This is a genomic window from Paeniglutamicibacter sp. Y32M11, assembly GCF_019285735.1.
Taxonomy (GTDB): domain Bacteria; phylum Actinomycetota; class Actinomycetes; order Actinomycetales; family Micrococcaceae; genus Paeniglutamicibacter.
This window is the reverse complement of sequence record NZ_CP079107.1, coordinates 1251536-1264652: the sequence shown is the minus strand read 5'-3', so window position 1 is coordinate 1264652 and position 13117 is coordinate 1251536. Positions and strand designations below refer to the sequence as shown.

10 protein-coding genes and 3 pseudogenes are annotated in these 13117 nt (G+C 60.3%); 4 read left to right on the top strand and 9 right to left on the bottom strand.

Features of this window, described 5'->3' with window-relative positions; all coding sequences use genetic code 11:
* Positions 1 to 26: 26 nt before the first annotated feature.
* The 3 genes from KUF55_RS05515 to KUF55_RS05505 all read right to left on the bottom strand — a co-directional run bounded on the left by KUF55_RS05515 (position 27) and on the right by KUF55_RS05505 (position 2774).
* The gene (locus KUF55_RS05515; protein WP_218818242.1) at positions 27 to 839 is read right to left on the bottom strand and encodes a class I SAM-dependent methyltransferase; all 813 of its coding nucleotides are present in this window, start codon (positions 837 to 839) and stop codon (positions 27 to 29) included.
* A complete protein-coding gene (locus tag KUF55_RS05510) occupies positions 832 to 1662 on the bottom strand; it encodes a hypothetical protein (RefSeq protein ID WP_218818241.1) in 831 nt (276 codons plus the stop codon). The genes KUF55_RS05515 and KUF55_RS05510 overlap by 8 nt, the downstream gene beginning before the upstream one ends.
* Positions 1663 to 1751: 89 nt before the next feature.
* Complete coding sequence (locus KUF55_RS05505) at positions 1752 to 2774, bottom strand: ABC transporter substrate-binding protein (protein WP_218818240.1); 1023 nt, start codon at positions 2772 to 2774, stop codon at positions 1752 to 1754.
* A 364-nt stretch (positions 2775 to 3138) separates the two neighbouring features.
* Here KUF55_RS05505 and KUF55_RS19000 point away from each other — a divergent pair.
* From KUF55_RS19000 to KUF55_RS05480, 3 genes and pseudogenes are all read left to right on the top strand, one after another.
* Positions 3139 to 4435 (top strand): annotated as a pseudogene (locus tag KUF55_RS19000) (IS3 family transposase).
* A 644-nt stretch (positions 4436 to 5079) separates the two neighbouring features.
* Complete coding sequence (locus KUF55_RS05490) at positions 5080 to 5769, top strand: hypothetical protein (protein ID WP_218818237.1); 690 nt, start codon at positions 5080 to 5082, stop codon at positions 5767 to 5769.
* Positions 5770 to 6508: 739 nt separating this feature from the next.
* Positions 6509 to 7178 (top strand): annotated as a pseudogene (locus KUF55_RS05480) (transposase).
* A gap of 138 nt (positions 7179 to 7316) precedes the next feature.
* On the opposite strand, the gene KUF55_RS18695 reads toward KUF55_RS05480, so the two are convergent.
* The 6 genes and pseudogenes from KUF55_RS18695 to dapA all read right to left on the bottom strand — a co-directional run bounded on the left by KUF55_RS18695 (position 7317) and on the right by dapA (position 11660).
* The gene (locus KUF55_RS18695) at positions 7317 to 7691 is read right to left on the bottom strand and encodes an NAD(P)H-dependent oxidoreductase (protein ID WP_255557345.1); all 375 of its coding nucleotides are present in this window, start codon (positions 7689 to 7691) and stop codon (positions 7317 to 7319) included.
* Between the two features lie 28 nt (positions 7692 to 7719).
* Positions 7720 to 7935: pseudogene (locus tag KUF55_RS18690) on the bottom strand (flavodoxin family protein); the annotation flags it as partial.
* A gap of 146 nt (positions 7936 to 8081) precedes the next feature.
* Complete coding sequence (locus tag KUF55_RS05470) at positions 8082 to 8324, bottom strand: hypothetical protein (protein ID WP_218818236.1); 243 nt, start codon at positions 8322 to 8324, stop codon at positions 8082 to 8084.
* 24 nt (positions 8325 to 8348) lie between these two features.
* A complete protein-coding gene (locus KUF55_RS05465) occupies positions 8349 to 8810 on the bottom strand; it encodes a hypothetical protein (protein ID WP_218818235.1) in 462 nt (153 codons plus the stop codon).
* Between the two features lie 213 nt (positions 8811 to 9023).
* A complete protein-coding gene (locus KUF55_RS05460) occupies positions 9024 to 10727 on the bottom strand; it encodes a ribonuclease J (RefSeq protein WP_132361447.1) in 1704 nt (567 codons plus the stop codon).
* 15 nt (positions 10728 to 10742) lie between these two features.
* Positions 10743 to 11660 (bottom strand): 4-hydroxy-tetrahydrodipicolinate synthase, encoded by a 918-nt coding sequence (gene dapA / locus KUF55_RS05455; protein WP_132361449.1) that lies wholly within the window; start codon positions 11658 to 11660, stop codon positions 10743 to 10745.
* Between the two features lie 64 nt (positions 11661 to 11724).
* Between dapA and KUF55_RS05450 the strand changes: the two genes are divergently transcribed.
* Positions 11725 to 12966 (top strand): heparan-alpha-glucosaminide N-acetyltransferase domain-containing protein, encoded by a 1242-nt coding sequence (locus KUF55_RS05450; protein ID WP_218818234.1) that lies wholly within the window; start codon positions 11725 to 11727, stop codon positions 12964 to 12966.
* The last annotated feature ends 151 nt before the right edge of the window (positions 12967 to 13117 follow it).

Genomic DNA, 13117 nt, shown 5'->3' with positions numbered 1-13117 from the left:
CACGTCTTTTCTGCTAGGGCGCTGCTTCACGTACACGCGATATCGAATACTTGCTCGGGCCGGCGGATGGTCTCGGCCAGGCGCCAGAGCGCGGGGTCGACCTCCTGCATTGGGTAGTTGAACAGCGATTTCAGCCCGTCGCCAAAGCGCATGGCCACCACGACGTCCTCGCGGGTGAGGGGGTGCATCTGGTGCAACAACTCGTATTTCACGCTCACCGTGGAGCTGATCACGATGTGCGTGGCCTCGGAGATGAAGTCCAGTTCGTGAATCGCGGTTTCTTCCAGCGCGATGTCCAGGCCTTCGCCCAGCAGGGCCACGACCCGGCGACCGAGGTTGATGGACTCGGCGTCGATGTCGATCCCGAGGGTGGAGGCGCCGGTGAGCGCGGAGATGTTCAGCAGCGTCATCGGGAAGGACCCGGAGCCGACGAGCATCACCTTCGACTCCTTTCGTGGTGCAACCGCCCCGAATTCCTCGGTGATGCAGGATTCGATGTTGGCGAAGTAGCCCTGAGCTCCCGCCGTGCCCGCCAGCAGCCGCAGCGCACGATACTTCTCGATGACCGCCACGCAGCGCGCCGACTGTGTGCGCAGCTGCTCCACCACCTCGTCCGTTCCGGCGGCCGCGACGAATAGCGCAAAGGGGGCCTCGTGGCCCGGGTCGGTGACCAAGCGCGAGTAGTCGGCCAGCAACTCTTCGAGCTCAGCGGCGTGCCGAATCGAGCCGTCGTACTCGTTGGCGGCCGCGGTAAAGCGGCGCAGGTAGGTCCGCAGCGTGTTCGGCAGTCCCGCAGCGGTTTCGCCGGAGACCGCGGTGTTAGTTACCGATTCAGTCATGGATGTAGGCCGTCCCCTCGGCCACCAGGGCCACCTGCCCGGTGACCCGCAGCTCCGTTACTTTGCCGCAGCCGTAGTCGGCGTGAACGTGCATGGTGCCTCCGGGTTGCCGCACCGCGGTGCTCACCGGTGCCTGGGCCTTGGCGGCAAGGTAGGCGCCGAGCGAGGCTGTTCCCGAGCCGCAGCTTCCCTCCCACACCAGGCTGCCCAATGCCGGGACGTTGATCAGCGGGGCCAGCTCGCCACTCGCCGAGTCATAGAGCATCACCCCAATCACGGACACACTTTCGCTACTCCCCAGCTGCGCGGCCAGCCGCTCGGCGCGCTCGCGCAGCACCGCATCGTGCCCGGAGCACTCGATAACCAGATGCACCGCATCGGCGTAGCGCACCATGGCGGCACCTACGGTGGCCCCGGGGAACGGGTAGGGATCGATCCGTAGCGGCAGCGGATTGGCCAGCTCGCAGCGGTAGCCGGCGGCGTGGCTTTCGACACGGCATTCCAGCAGATCCTCGGCACCCGAGGCCTCCAGCCGGAGCTCGACGGGGCCGCGAAGCCCCTGCGTCGCGGCGTGGAGCGCGGCCAGCGCCAAGGTGGCGTTCGCGCAGAACTCGTCCCCCGCCATGTGCAGGCGCACCTGCGCGTCCGGCGATTGCGCTGGCAGGATGAACCCGACCTGTTCGGCGTGCACATGCTCGGCGCGCAGCAGCTTTTCGGCGATGGCGCGGTAGTTCCGCGCCGGGTGTCTGCTGGTGACCAACAGGGTGGTGTTGCGGGTGGGGCTCAGCTTGACGAAGTCGACCTCGGTGGCGCCCCGGGACATGGCGTGGCCCGGCCGACTCCGTGCCGGCGCCTCGTGGGAGCGCCGGTCCCCGGCAGTGTGCGCGGGCCAGCGCAATGGTCCCGTCTGGATCATGGAGTGGCCAGCCGTTCGGCCAGCAGCTCGACCCCGTCAACGGCCAGCGGGCCGGGCGAGGAGTAGTAGTAGTTCAGCGGCACCACGGACGCGTCGTCGTTGACGGCCTGAAGTCCATCAAGTTCTGGCCGCTCGCGAAGCACGTCGAGCACGTCCTGGTCGGTTTCCATGGCCGAGGATCCGGTGGGCAGGTACATTGCGAAGACCTTGTCGGCAGCGCTGGCGACCAGTTCCTCCGTGGAGGGTTCGAAGTAGCGCTTGGGCACATCGCTGAACACGTTTTTTAGGCCCAGCAGTGACATCTGCTCCGAGACCAGCGATTCGTGCCCGTAGGAGCCCAGAGTGCCGGCGGTCGGAACGTACAGGGAGAGCGCGCGCTCCCCCGCTTCTTGGTTGATGCGCTCCGCTGCCGCCGCGACACGCTCTCGCATGTCTTGGACGGCTTCGGCTGCCACCTGCTGGGTCCCGAACAGTCGGCCGTAGGACTCGACGTCGCGGTAGATCTGCTCGAACCCGCTCAAGCCGCCGGTGGAGCGATCCTCGAAACCGGCGCAGTAACCACTCACCGTCAGCATCTGCACCCCGGCCTGCTGGAGGCGATCCGCGAGCGAATCGAGGTCAACTCCCGCCGCGATGTCGGTGCCGATCACCACGTCGGCTCCCGAACCGATGATCATTTCGTAGGAGACGTCGTGGGAGTCTTCGGCAATCCGTTCGGCCCCTTCGACTACGGTTTTCGTCGCGGCGTCGAAGGGCACTTCCAGGCTGCCCGCGTAGTGCGTCAGCTTGTCGCCGGCTCCGGCGGCTACCAGTAGCGCCGGTGCCTCCGATCCGACCGCGAGCACCCGCTGCGGTGGCGCGTCGAAGATGACCTCGCGACCGCAGCTGTCCAGGCTGATCGGACCGATTGCCGCGTCTTCTGCTGCGCTGGATACGGAGCTGGCAGGGGTACCGCACGCAGTCGCCACCGCCAAGACGACGGCGGGCATGACAACCATCCAGGGATTGATTTTTTTCATCGATGAGTTCTCCGTTTTCGAGGACAAGGCTGCGACGTTCGGTCGCCGGGGGCACGTCTGGCCAGCACCTCGTAAACACTAATGAGAATCATTATCATTTGTCAAAACGGAGACGCGACGCTGCTCCGAGATTCCCGCAGGTCAGCCGCGGTTGCCGAGATAACGTGCCCGCCAAGTGCGGATCCCCGTCATCAGCCCGGGGCTTTCGAAGAGACCCCCCTAGGCACAAAAAAGACCCTCCGAACCGTTGAGAAACGTGAACTGCTCCCCGAAAGTTGGACTAACTTAATGCAGCTCCTTACTTTCGGGGAGTTTTTCATGTTCCAAAGCAGTTCATTGACTACCGATCAACGGTTGGCTGCCGTTGATCTACTCGAGCAAGGATTCGGGTATTGCGCGGTATCCTCAAGATTGGAAGTCAGCGTTCATGCAGTTAGAGAGCTGGAGAAGCGTTTCAAGATTTGGGGTAGGGCAGCGTTGGAAAGCAAACCAACCAAGCAGGTGTTTTCTTTCGAGTTCAAACTCGCACTCGTCCGTCAATTTCTGGATGGCGAAGTCTCTGCACCGGATCTTGCCCGGACGCACCAACTCAGTTCCCCAAGGCTCTTGCGCACGTGGGTCCGCATCTATCGTGATCATGGGGAGGACGGGTTGCGCCCCAAGGCTAAGGGCCGACCCACGTCTGCGCCGCGCACCCCATCCGTCAAAGTCAGTGAGCTGGAGAAGCTGCGTCTAGAGAACCGGCGGTTGGCGGCTGAGAACGCTTACCTAAAAAAAGTACGAGCCTTGAGGAACCAACCACCGCGCTGAAAGTCAGTGCCGTGATTGCCCTCAAGGCATCCCATTCCCTGCCCCTGCTCCTGCAGGCCGCTGGATTGGCTCGTTCCACCTTCTTCTATCGCCAGGCCGCACTCAAGTCCCCTGACCGGCACGCTGAGCTTCGCGCCCAGATCCACGAGGTTTTCGCCCAAGTGAAGAGCCGCTACGGCCACCGACGCATCCACGCGGTTCTGGCGCGCCGAGGCTGGCAGATCGCACGCAAGACCGTGCTGAAACTGATGCGTGAAGAAAAACCGGTCTGCAAGGTCCGCACCCGCCGCAGATTTTCCACTTACAAGGGTCAAGTCGGCCAGATCGCCGAAAACCTGCTGAAGCGTAAGTTCGACACTGAGGCACCAAACACCAAATGGGTGACCGACGTGACCGAGTTTAAGATCGCCGAGCGCAAGGTCTATCTCTCCCCAGTGCTGGATCTGTTTGACCACTCGATCGTTTCCTACTCGGTGTCAGAATCGCCAAACACGGCGTTCACCAACCAATCACTGATCGAGGCGATTAGCACCTTGGCTTCCGGTGAGGCCCCGATGATGCATTCTGATCAGGGATTTCAGTATCAGCACGCCAGCTGGCAGAAACTTCTCGCCAAGGCCGGGATGGCTCAATCCATGTCGCGCAAGGACAACTGTTTGGATAATTCGGTGATGGAAAACTTCTTCGGTCATCTGAAGGAAGAGATGTTCCACCCCCAAGAATTCACCGACATCGAGAAGTTCACTACCGAGCTCCGCGACTATATCCGCTGGTACAACGCCGAGCGCATCTCGTTAACGCTCGAGTGCCTGAGCCCGATGGAATATCGGGCTCAGGCACTCGCTGCGTAGACTCTTATTTACCGAGTCTAACTTTCGGGGTCCAGTCCACTTTTTTCGGCGATCAAACGAAGCTTAGGCTTCGAAGGCGGCTGGAACAATCAGCAGTCAACCTAACCACCCGGCGCAAAGCTAATGCCGACGCGTGCACCGGCTTTGGACCGAATTCACCGGCTGACGCAGACCATCCAGCAATCTTGAGTGCAAAAGTCGACGGCGCAAAGCATCTAGTCTTCGAGGCCATGATCAGCCTCGCCAACAGCGCCATCACTCTCAAGCGACACATCCGCCACCTCAGGCATACCCACCGCTGGGACACCCGGCCCAAACGCAGACCATGAGTCTCCAACGCCTATTGGTTGAACTTCTAAGAGTCTAGGAATCCTGTTAGCTGCAAACCAACAAATCCGCCCCACTTCGTTGTTCCATTCCGCTGCTTCCAGAATTTCCAGGGCACGCGATGTCTCCATTGAGGTATTGATTGCTTTCTGATGTGCGCATCTCTGCGAGGAAAATCAGATTTGCAAATTGAACAAATTTTCAAATCACTCAATTTGCTTAAGCAGAACGTGCTGGGTAGTGTTTTCAATCACAGTCACTTGAGGTTTTTCACCTCCTGACTTGGTTCATTCTATGCACCGCAGTGAGGTTTCACCATGCGCATTTCTCTTTTCATTGCTCCTCTAGTGGCAGCTTCACTCATGACGGGCGCCGCTACGACGGCATGGGCATCAGAAGGTCTGGGGAACCCTGATGTAGTGGATTCTAGGGACACCACAGTGTTGATTGAACCGTCCTCCGGCACGCTAGACGGACCGAATAGTTCTGGTGGTTTCTATACGTGGGCGGTGCCGTGCGATGGGTTCAAGGGATCCTGGTACACCACCACGAATGTGAAGAAGGCCAAGACGATCACCCACGCAGATATGTACTCCAACTTCACATCGAAAAGCGCTACAGCCACACGACAGGCTGGACACGAAACCACGCTGAGTGCCGGGATTACAGTTACGGCTGGTGCCGCTGCAGAAGCCGGTGTCATCCTCGGCAAGCTTTCCACCAGCGCCAGCGTTGCCATTGCCGGGAACGGTAGCAAAACTTCGTCGAACAGCATCGGTATCAGCGCGACGATCAACCCTGGGAAGTACTTGGTAGTGGCAGCAGGCAACGTGAAGGTGACGGGAAACTGGACGAAGAATGTCTGCTCCTCAGGATCTGCAGGGGTCGTCGCTGGTGCTAAAGGGACGAGCCGCTCTTACACAATTCGAGAAACCACTGCCGTCGAGTGTGGTCTAAAAACGCCAGCGGGTAGCCTCGCCAATCTGGCAAGCACCCGTTACTGCTAATGCGGTACATGCGCCCCGCAATCGCAATAGCAGCGGTCACTTTACTGGCAGCGTGTAGCGCGAATACCGCTATTTCCACCCCACCTGAAAAGTCTTCAGCGAGTAGTGCGGAAGTTGTTAGGGCTTGTGACCAGCCGATTGTTGCGGTCATAAGTACGGCCAGCGAGAAAGCGGAATTTACAGCGATTCGCCGTGTCACTGAAAACAGATCCGACAGCACCGTTCTGCTCGATAGTTCTTTCACCGCTCGCGTCGATTGGGATGTCCCCCCGAAACGTGGGTTCAAAACGTTCAAGTCCAAGAAGCCATCCAGGAAGCCGTGGGAAAACCTCTCACTGGCGAAACTGGCACCTTGGCCGCAGTTGACGAATTCTTGAACGGGATCGCTGAACCGGCGACCCATCTTGGGTACGCAGCGGTTACCCCGATCTCGATCGACATGATGGTTACATGTGCCAATATTCCCCGTGTTCTGGGAACGGTTCACACATGGGACCTGTCGAACATCGGGGCAGTGACATGTGACAAAAACACGCCAAGGGGCGACGGCGCCGAACCCGCTCTGCGCGCGAAAGAGCTCTACTGCAATTAAGAAATTCCGCCAATAGGCGTTACTCGTCGGGCCCGAAGTAATGCAGCGACGTCATTAAACGAGCCCAACGCGTCATTAAGGCAGAAAGCGGGCCCGACTCCTGTTAAGACTGTTTTCGACCAAGAAAACGCTGGCCCCAGGAGAACCGTGCCCGCCATCCCCATTTCCTTATGGAAATCCTCTGAACCCAATTTGAGGTGCTGATCCCGCCCGCAGAAGACCACCACCCATAGGGATACCACCGCCCGCGCATCAGTGACCGACTGATCTTCGAAGAAGTCATCCACGTCCTCATCCTCGGCGCATCCTACGAACAGATCAGCGACAGCAGTACCTCGGCAATCACCGTCAGCCGGCGAAGGGCGCTCTGGATTGATGCAGCGTCAAAGCACCCTGCGGCAGTGAAATGGCCGGAAAATCGCCGGTAGACCGTGGAAAGTTGGGAACTAAGCGATCGGTCCTCGCCGACGACACCGGCAAACCGGAACGATTCGCCATTGCTGCGCCACACATTGGAGAAACCTTCACGGTTTGGATTCCACATGTCCCCGCTGATCACCGTGCACTGGATGCAGGATACGACAGCAAGAAAACCCGCGACCTACTTACCAATCTGGGCTGCGAATGGTTGATCAGCAACAGCGGCGAACCGCTCCAAGCCGGGGACCTGAGGGCCGTTGAACGAATCAAATCCTGGCACCACCGTGGCTTCATAAAACGCCTCATCGGCACCAACTGCAAAGCACTAGTCATCGACGCCATGATCAGCCTCTCCAACAGCGTCATCGCTCTCAAGCGACTTATCCGCCACGCCTGACATACCCATCGCTGGGACACCCCGCTCAATCGCAAACCGTGTGTCTCCAACGCCTATTGGCGGAACTTCTACGCCCAATTTTCCGGAACAGTAGATGCCCGATGGGTTCCCTAAAAATCGTTGTGCCCCTCGCCCGCTTTAACCGTTGACGAGCTGGATAGTTCCCACTTCGCTGAGCCTGACGGCAAACCCGACCGCTGCACCGGAAATCTCGGCTTCGGCCTCCTTTCGCGTGCCGTCCACATCACCATTGAGCACAGTAGGGGCGAAACGGACATGGGTGGCATCTTCAATGCCGACGAAGTTCAGCCAGTCGGCAAAGCAGGTGCTGCTGAAATCAGAACCAAAGGCGGCCGGCACACCAGGGGCATAAACTCCGCTGGTGTGGATTGCCATTGTCTGCTTTCCCTCTATCAATCCTCGGTAACCCTTTTCCGCATCGAAACCGAAGCTCCAACCAGGCTCGGTGATGATGTCGATCCATCTGTTTAAGGACGTAGGGAACACCGGCATTCCACATGGGGATGTTGAAGACGTACGCATCGGCAGCGGCAAGCTGGTCGAACACGGAGCGTGCTGATGCCCAAGCGGCGATTTGTTCCGGTGTCTGATCTTGGCCGGAGAAAACAGCCATCTTGGCATCTGCTGCGATGCGGCCAAAAGCTGGCAGCGCACCATCGTTAAACAGGTCCAGGGTCTCCGCCTCAAAGTTCTCCGAACCGGCGCCTTGGACAGCATCGATGACGTGCCGAGCCATTCGGAGGGACTCACTGTGGGCGTAGCGGAGAGAGGCGTTGATATGGAGGATAGTAGGCATGGGCTTCGATTCAAAGCTTTACGATCGAAGCACTTTGGGCCTCGCTACTCATCCTGACTTAGAACTTTGAGCTGCGTAAGAACGCCCTATTTGCCCCTCGGGCACTCCCGAATGCCTCCCCCATAACTGTTGCTCAGCGTTTGCGACCCCCCTATCACTTCGATGCGAAACGGTTCGGGGGTCTTGAAACGATCAAGCAAATCTTTGGCTTCGAGCGCAACCGGAACAATCATCGGCTTGCGACGCAGCTTGCTCAACACCCACGAGCCCTTGATCCGGCGGACTACCTGCTGCAGCTGGTGGGTGGTGTCTGTCGGGTTGTTGCGCACTGCTTCTTTGGGGGCAACTCTAAACTAGGCCCGGCCCTTGGCGACCAGGGCCCACACGCCGCCGTCCGATTCTCCAGTCACTTCGATGTTCAGACCTCCGGTGAGCGCAATCTGCTGGACTCCGGTGATCTTTTTGGTCCCCTCATCGCAGTTGACCGCGGTTTCTGTCGTGGAATCGAGAGTCAGGGTCACAGCGCCTTGCGGGACCTCGCAGGTGAAGTAGATGGTGAACGGACCCTTCCCCGAAATATCTGAGAAGCTCATCGCGTTCGGCACCTGAGAGATGCCGCCGCCGGCGGTCGCTAACCGGGTGCCCACCTCGGACTCCGTGGAGGACTGCAAATCATCCATCAGCACCTTGATGCGCGGATCTTGCGCCGTGACATCATCTGCTGAAGGCTGGTCACCAGCCGGTGTCGGAGTACATCCGGTAAGCGCCAGTAAAAGGCATGCCGCGCCCAGAAGCGTGATGCGTGAATTCTTCACGAGCAAATCCTCCAACGTCGTTTCGTGATCTCTGGTGGACCCTCAACGCTACGTTATCGCTGCTCAGGATCTCTATTCACTAATTTTCGCGGCGAAATGACCCGCTGAAAACCCTCGCCCCTGAGAGGGCCAAATCCGGCGGCCGACTTTACCGGCACAGCAAAAGACCTCGCACTCGAGTGAGTGCGAGGTCTTTCAGCGTTCGATCAAAGCTTAGGCTTCGAGCACGACCGGAACGATCATCGGCTTGCGGCGCAGCTTGCGCGACACCCACGAGCCCATGATCCGGCGAACTACCTGCTGCAGCTGGTAGGTGGTGTGCGTCGGGTTGTTGCGCACAGCTTCCTCGATAGCTTCGGCGATCTTCGGCTTGATCTCGTCAAAGACCTTGTCGTCCTCGGCCACACCACGTGCGTGGATGTCCGGTCCGGAGATGAGCTTGCCACTCTGGCGGTTGATCACGGAGATCACCGAGATGAAGCCCTCTTCGGCCAGCGTGACGCGGTCCTTGAGGTCTTCGTCGGTGATGGTGCCAACCTTGGAGCCATCAACGTAAACGTAACCGCAGTCAACCTGGCCAACCAGCTTGGCCACGCCGTCGCGCAGGTCAACGACCGAGCCGTCCTCGGTGAGGAGAACGTTTTCGGCCGGGACGCCGGACTGCGCGGCCAGGCGACCGTTGGCAATCAGGTGGCGGGTTTCGCCGTGGACCGGCATGACGTTCAGCGGCTGCAGGATGTTGTAGCAGTACAACAGCTCGCCGGCCGAGGCGTGGCCCGAGACGTGAATCTTGGCCATGCCCTTGTGGATGACGTCGGCGCCCAGGCGCATCAGACCATTGATCACGCGGAAGACCGAGTTCTCATTGCCCGGAATCAGCGAGGAAGCCAGGATGACGGTGTCGCCCGGGCCCACCTGAATGCGGTGATCTCCGGTGGCCATGCGGGACAGTGCTGCCATCGGCTCGCCCTGCGAACCGGTGGACATCAGCACAACCTTGTTATCCGGCAGCTTGTCCACGTTTTTCATGTCCACCAGAATGCCGGCGGGCACGTGCAGGTAACCAAGCTTTTCGGCGATGGTCATGTTGCGGACCATCGAGCGGCCAATGAAGGCCACCTTACGACCGTGAACCTGCGCGGCGTCGATAACCTGCTGCACGCGGTGCATGTGCGAGGAGAACGAGGCAACGATGATGCGCTTGCGTGCGCGACCGAAGAGTGATTCGAGGACCGGTCCGATGTCGCGTTCCGCAGTGGTGAAACCGGGAACCTCGGCGTTGGTGGAGTCGGGCATAAACAGATCCACGCCCTCGTCCGCGAGGCGGGCGAAGTGGCGCAGGTCGGTGATGCGACCATCCAGCGGCAGCTGGTCCATCTTGAAGTCACCGGTGTGCAGGACGTTGCCGGCATCGGTGCGGATGAAGACGGCCAGGGCGTCGGGGATCGAGTGGTTTACGGCCACAAATTCGGTCTCAAACGGACCGAAGGTCTCCACGTCACCCTCGACAACCTGCTTGAGCACCGGACGAATGCGGTGCTCTTCCAGCTTGGCGGAGATCAGGGCGAGCGTCAGGCGTGAGCCGATCAGCGGGATGTCTCCACGCAGGCGCAACAGGTACGGTACGGCACCAATGTGGTCCTCGTGGCCGTGGGTGAGCACCAGGCCCACCACATCGTCCAGACGGTCCTTGATGTAGCTGAAATCGGGCAGGATCAAGTCCACGCCCGGCTGGTGCTCCTCGGGGAAGAGCACACCACAGTCGACGATCAGCAGTTTGCCGTCAATTTCGAAGACGGCCATGTTCCGTCCAACCTCACCGAGGCCACCGAGCGGCACGATGCGCAGGGTGCCAGGCTTCAGCTTGGGCGGAAGGTTGTGGAGCACATCGGTGCCCACAGAAGAGGAATCGGTCATGAATTACTTACCTTTCTAGATCTCCCATCCGCCCTCGCGCAAATCGGTGCGGATGGTTTCGAGTTCCGTTTCCGACGGTGCCACAAGCGGCAGCCGGACCACGGTGTTCGGCAGGACTCCCTGCCAGTTAAGAATGTGTTTTGCAGCAACGGCGCCCTGTACGTGGCTCATCACGGCACGCTGGATCGGATCCAGCTCAAAGTGGGTGGCGCGTGCGGTGGCCAGATCTCCGGCCAGCATGGCGTCAACCAGGATGCGGTACTTGGCCGCGGCGATGTGCGCGGTGACCGAGACAACGCCCACGGCGCCCGCTGCCATCAGCGGCAGGGTCAATCCGTCATCCCCGGAGTACACGTCCAGGTCGGTATTGGCCAGCACCGTGGTGGTGGACTGGTAGTCGGCCTTCGCGTCCTTCAACGCCACAACCAGCGGGTTCTTCGCCAGCTCGATGATGGTCTCCGGAGCCATGGCAATGCCCGCGCGTCCCGGGATGTCATACAGCATCACCGGCAGCTGCGTGGCCGCGACGATGGCCTCGACGTGAGCGATGACGCCGGCCTGGGAAGGCTTGTTGTAGTACGGGGCGGTCACCAAGATGCCGTGCACCCCGGCCTCCTTCGCCGCAAGCGAGAGCCGGATCGAATGTGCCGTGTCATTGGTGGTGGAACCGGCCAAAACCTTGGCACGGTGCCCGACGGCCTTGACCACCGTGGCGAACATTTCGACGTTTTCCTCATCGCGAAGCGTCGAGGTTTCACCGGTGGTGCCGGTGACAACCAATCCGTCGCAACCGTCGTCAACAAGCTTGGTCGCCAGTTTGGCGGCCGCTTCGTAGTCAACGTCCCCGTTGTCCTTGAAAGGCGTCACCATTGCGGTGAGGACGGTTCCGAAGGTGTAATTCTTGCCAGGGGTGTGCAGCGCAGTTTCAGCCATGACTCCAACGTTACACTTTGCAGACTCGAAGCAAGGATTCGAAGCGGACGTTTAGGCTGTAAACATGACGCATTTCTCCACTTCCGGTGCCACCGCGGGCAAAACCAGCGCAGCGACCGGAAAAGGATCGCGCATCGCCGGCGTGGATGTCGCCCGCGGACTGGCGCTGCTGGGGATGATCGCCGTGCACATCATGCCGCTGGCGGTCCTCTCAAGTTCTTCGGTTCCCAGCGCCACGTGGGCGGGAACCTTATTTGCCGGTCGCGCCTCGGCACTTTTTGTCCTGCTGGCAGGAGTGGGCCTGGCCCTGCTCTCCGGCGGCAGTGGTTCCATCGCCGCACCCAAGCTGGCCGGGGTGCGGCGGCAGGTAGTGATCCGAGCGGTATTGATCTGTGGTTTCGGGTTGGGCCTTGGCCTGCTGGATACCAACGTGGCGGTCATTCTGGTGCACTACGCCATCATGTTTTTTGGGGCGATCGCCTTCCTGCGCCTACGTGCGGTGGCGCTGGGGTGTTGGGCCGCCGGCTGGCTGATCCTCTCCCCCGGCGCCCTGTATTTGCTGCGCCCCTGGCTACAACAAGTCCTTGATCCCTCGCGCTTGGGGGCTTCGCCGTTACCCGAAGATTTCGGGACGCCACTGGTGTTCCTGGCCGATATTTTTGTCACCGGCTATTACCCGGTGCTGGTGTGGTTCGGTTTCCTGTTGGCTGGATTATGTGTGGGCCGCTTGGCCCTGAGCAGACCCCCGGTGGCCCTGGCCATCGCCGTTCTCGGAGCGCTCCTCGCGGTGGGGTCAAAAGTACTCTCGGCCTGGCTGCTGGCCATGCCCGGGGCACTCTCCTCACTACGTCAGGCCGCGGGTCTGGATTCGACTCAGCTCGAGGTGTCCCTGGTGACGGGTCAGCGGCTGGGCGAGGCACCACAGAGCATCTGGTTCCTAGCCATCTCCGCCCCGCATTCGGGCGCACCACTGGATGTTTTACATGTCACCGGTTGCGCGCTGACGGTACTGGGCGCGGCCCAATTGGTGTGTATGGCACTGAGCGCGTTGTTCGGATCGGTGGGCGAGATGATCCTATGGCCGCTGACCGGTGCCGGAGCCGCGACCCTCACGCTCTATGCGGCGCACCTGGTGGCGCTGGATTTGTTCAGCGATGCCTCGGCGCCACTGCCGCGGACCATGCTATTTATCACGTATGCCATCGGTTGCCTGTTGGCCGGCTTGGTCTTTGGATTCCTCGGTAAACGTGCCCCACTCGAGGCCTTGGTGCATTCGGTATCCCGGACCCTGGCCCGCAGCGCCTGACTCGGCAGTCCCCGTGAGGGCAGTTTTTCCGCGAAATTTCGCCCCCACCGGCTTTTATTTCTCGCCCCGGGTTCCGGTGCCCACGGGCTACCGTGATGCGGGCACCGAGCCGTATGCCGCCTCACTGAGAAAAAGCTGTGACACCACGGGC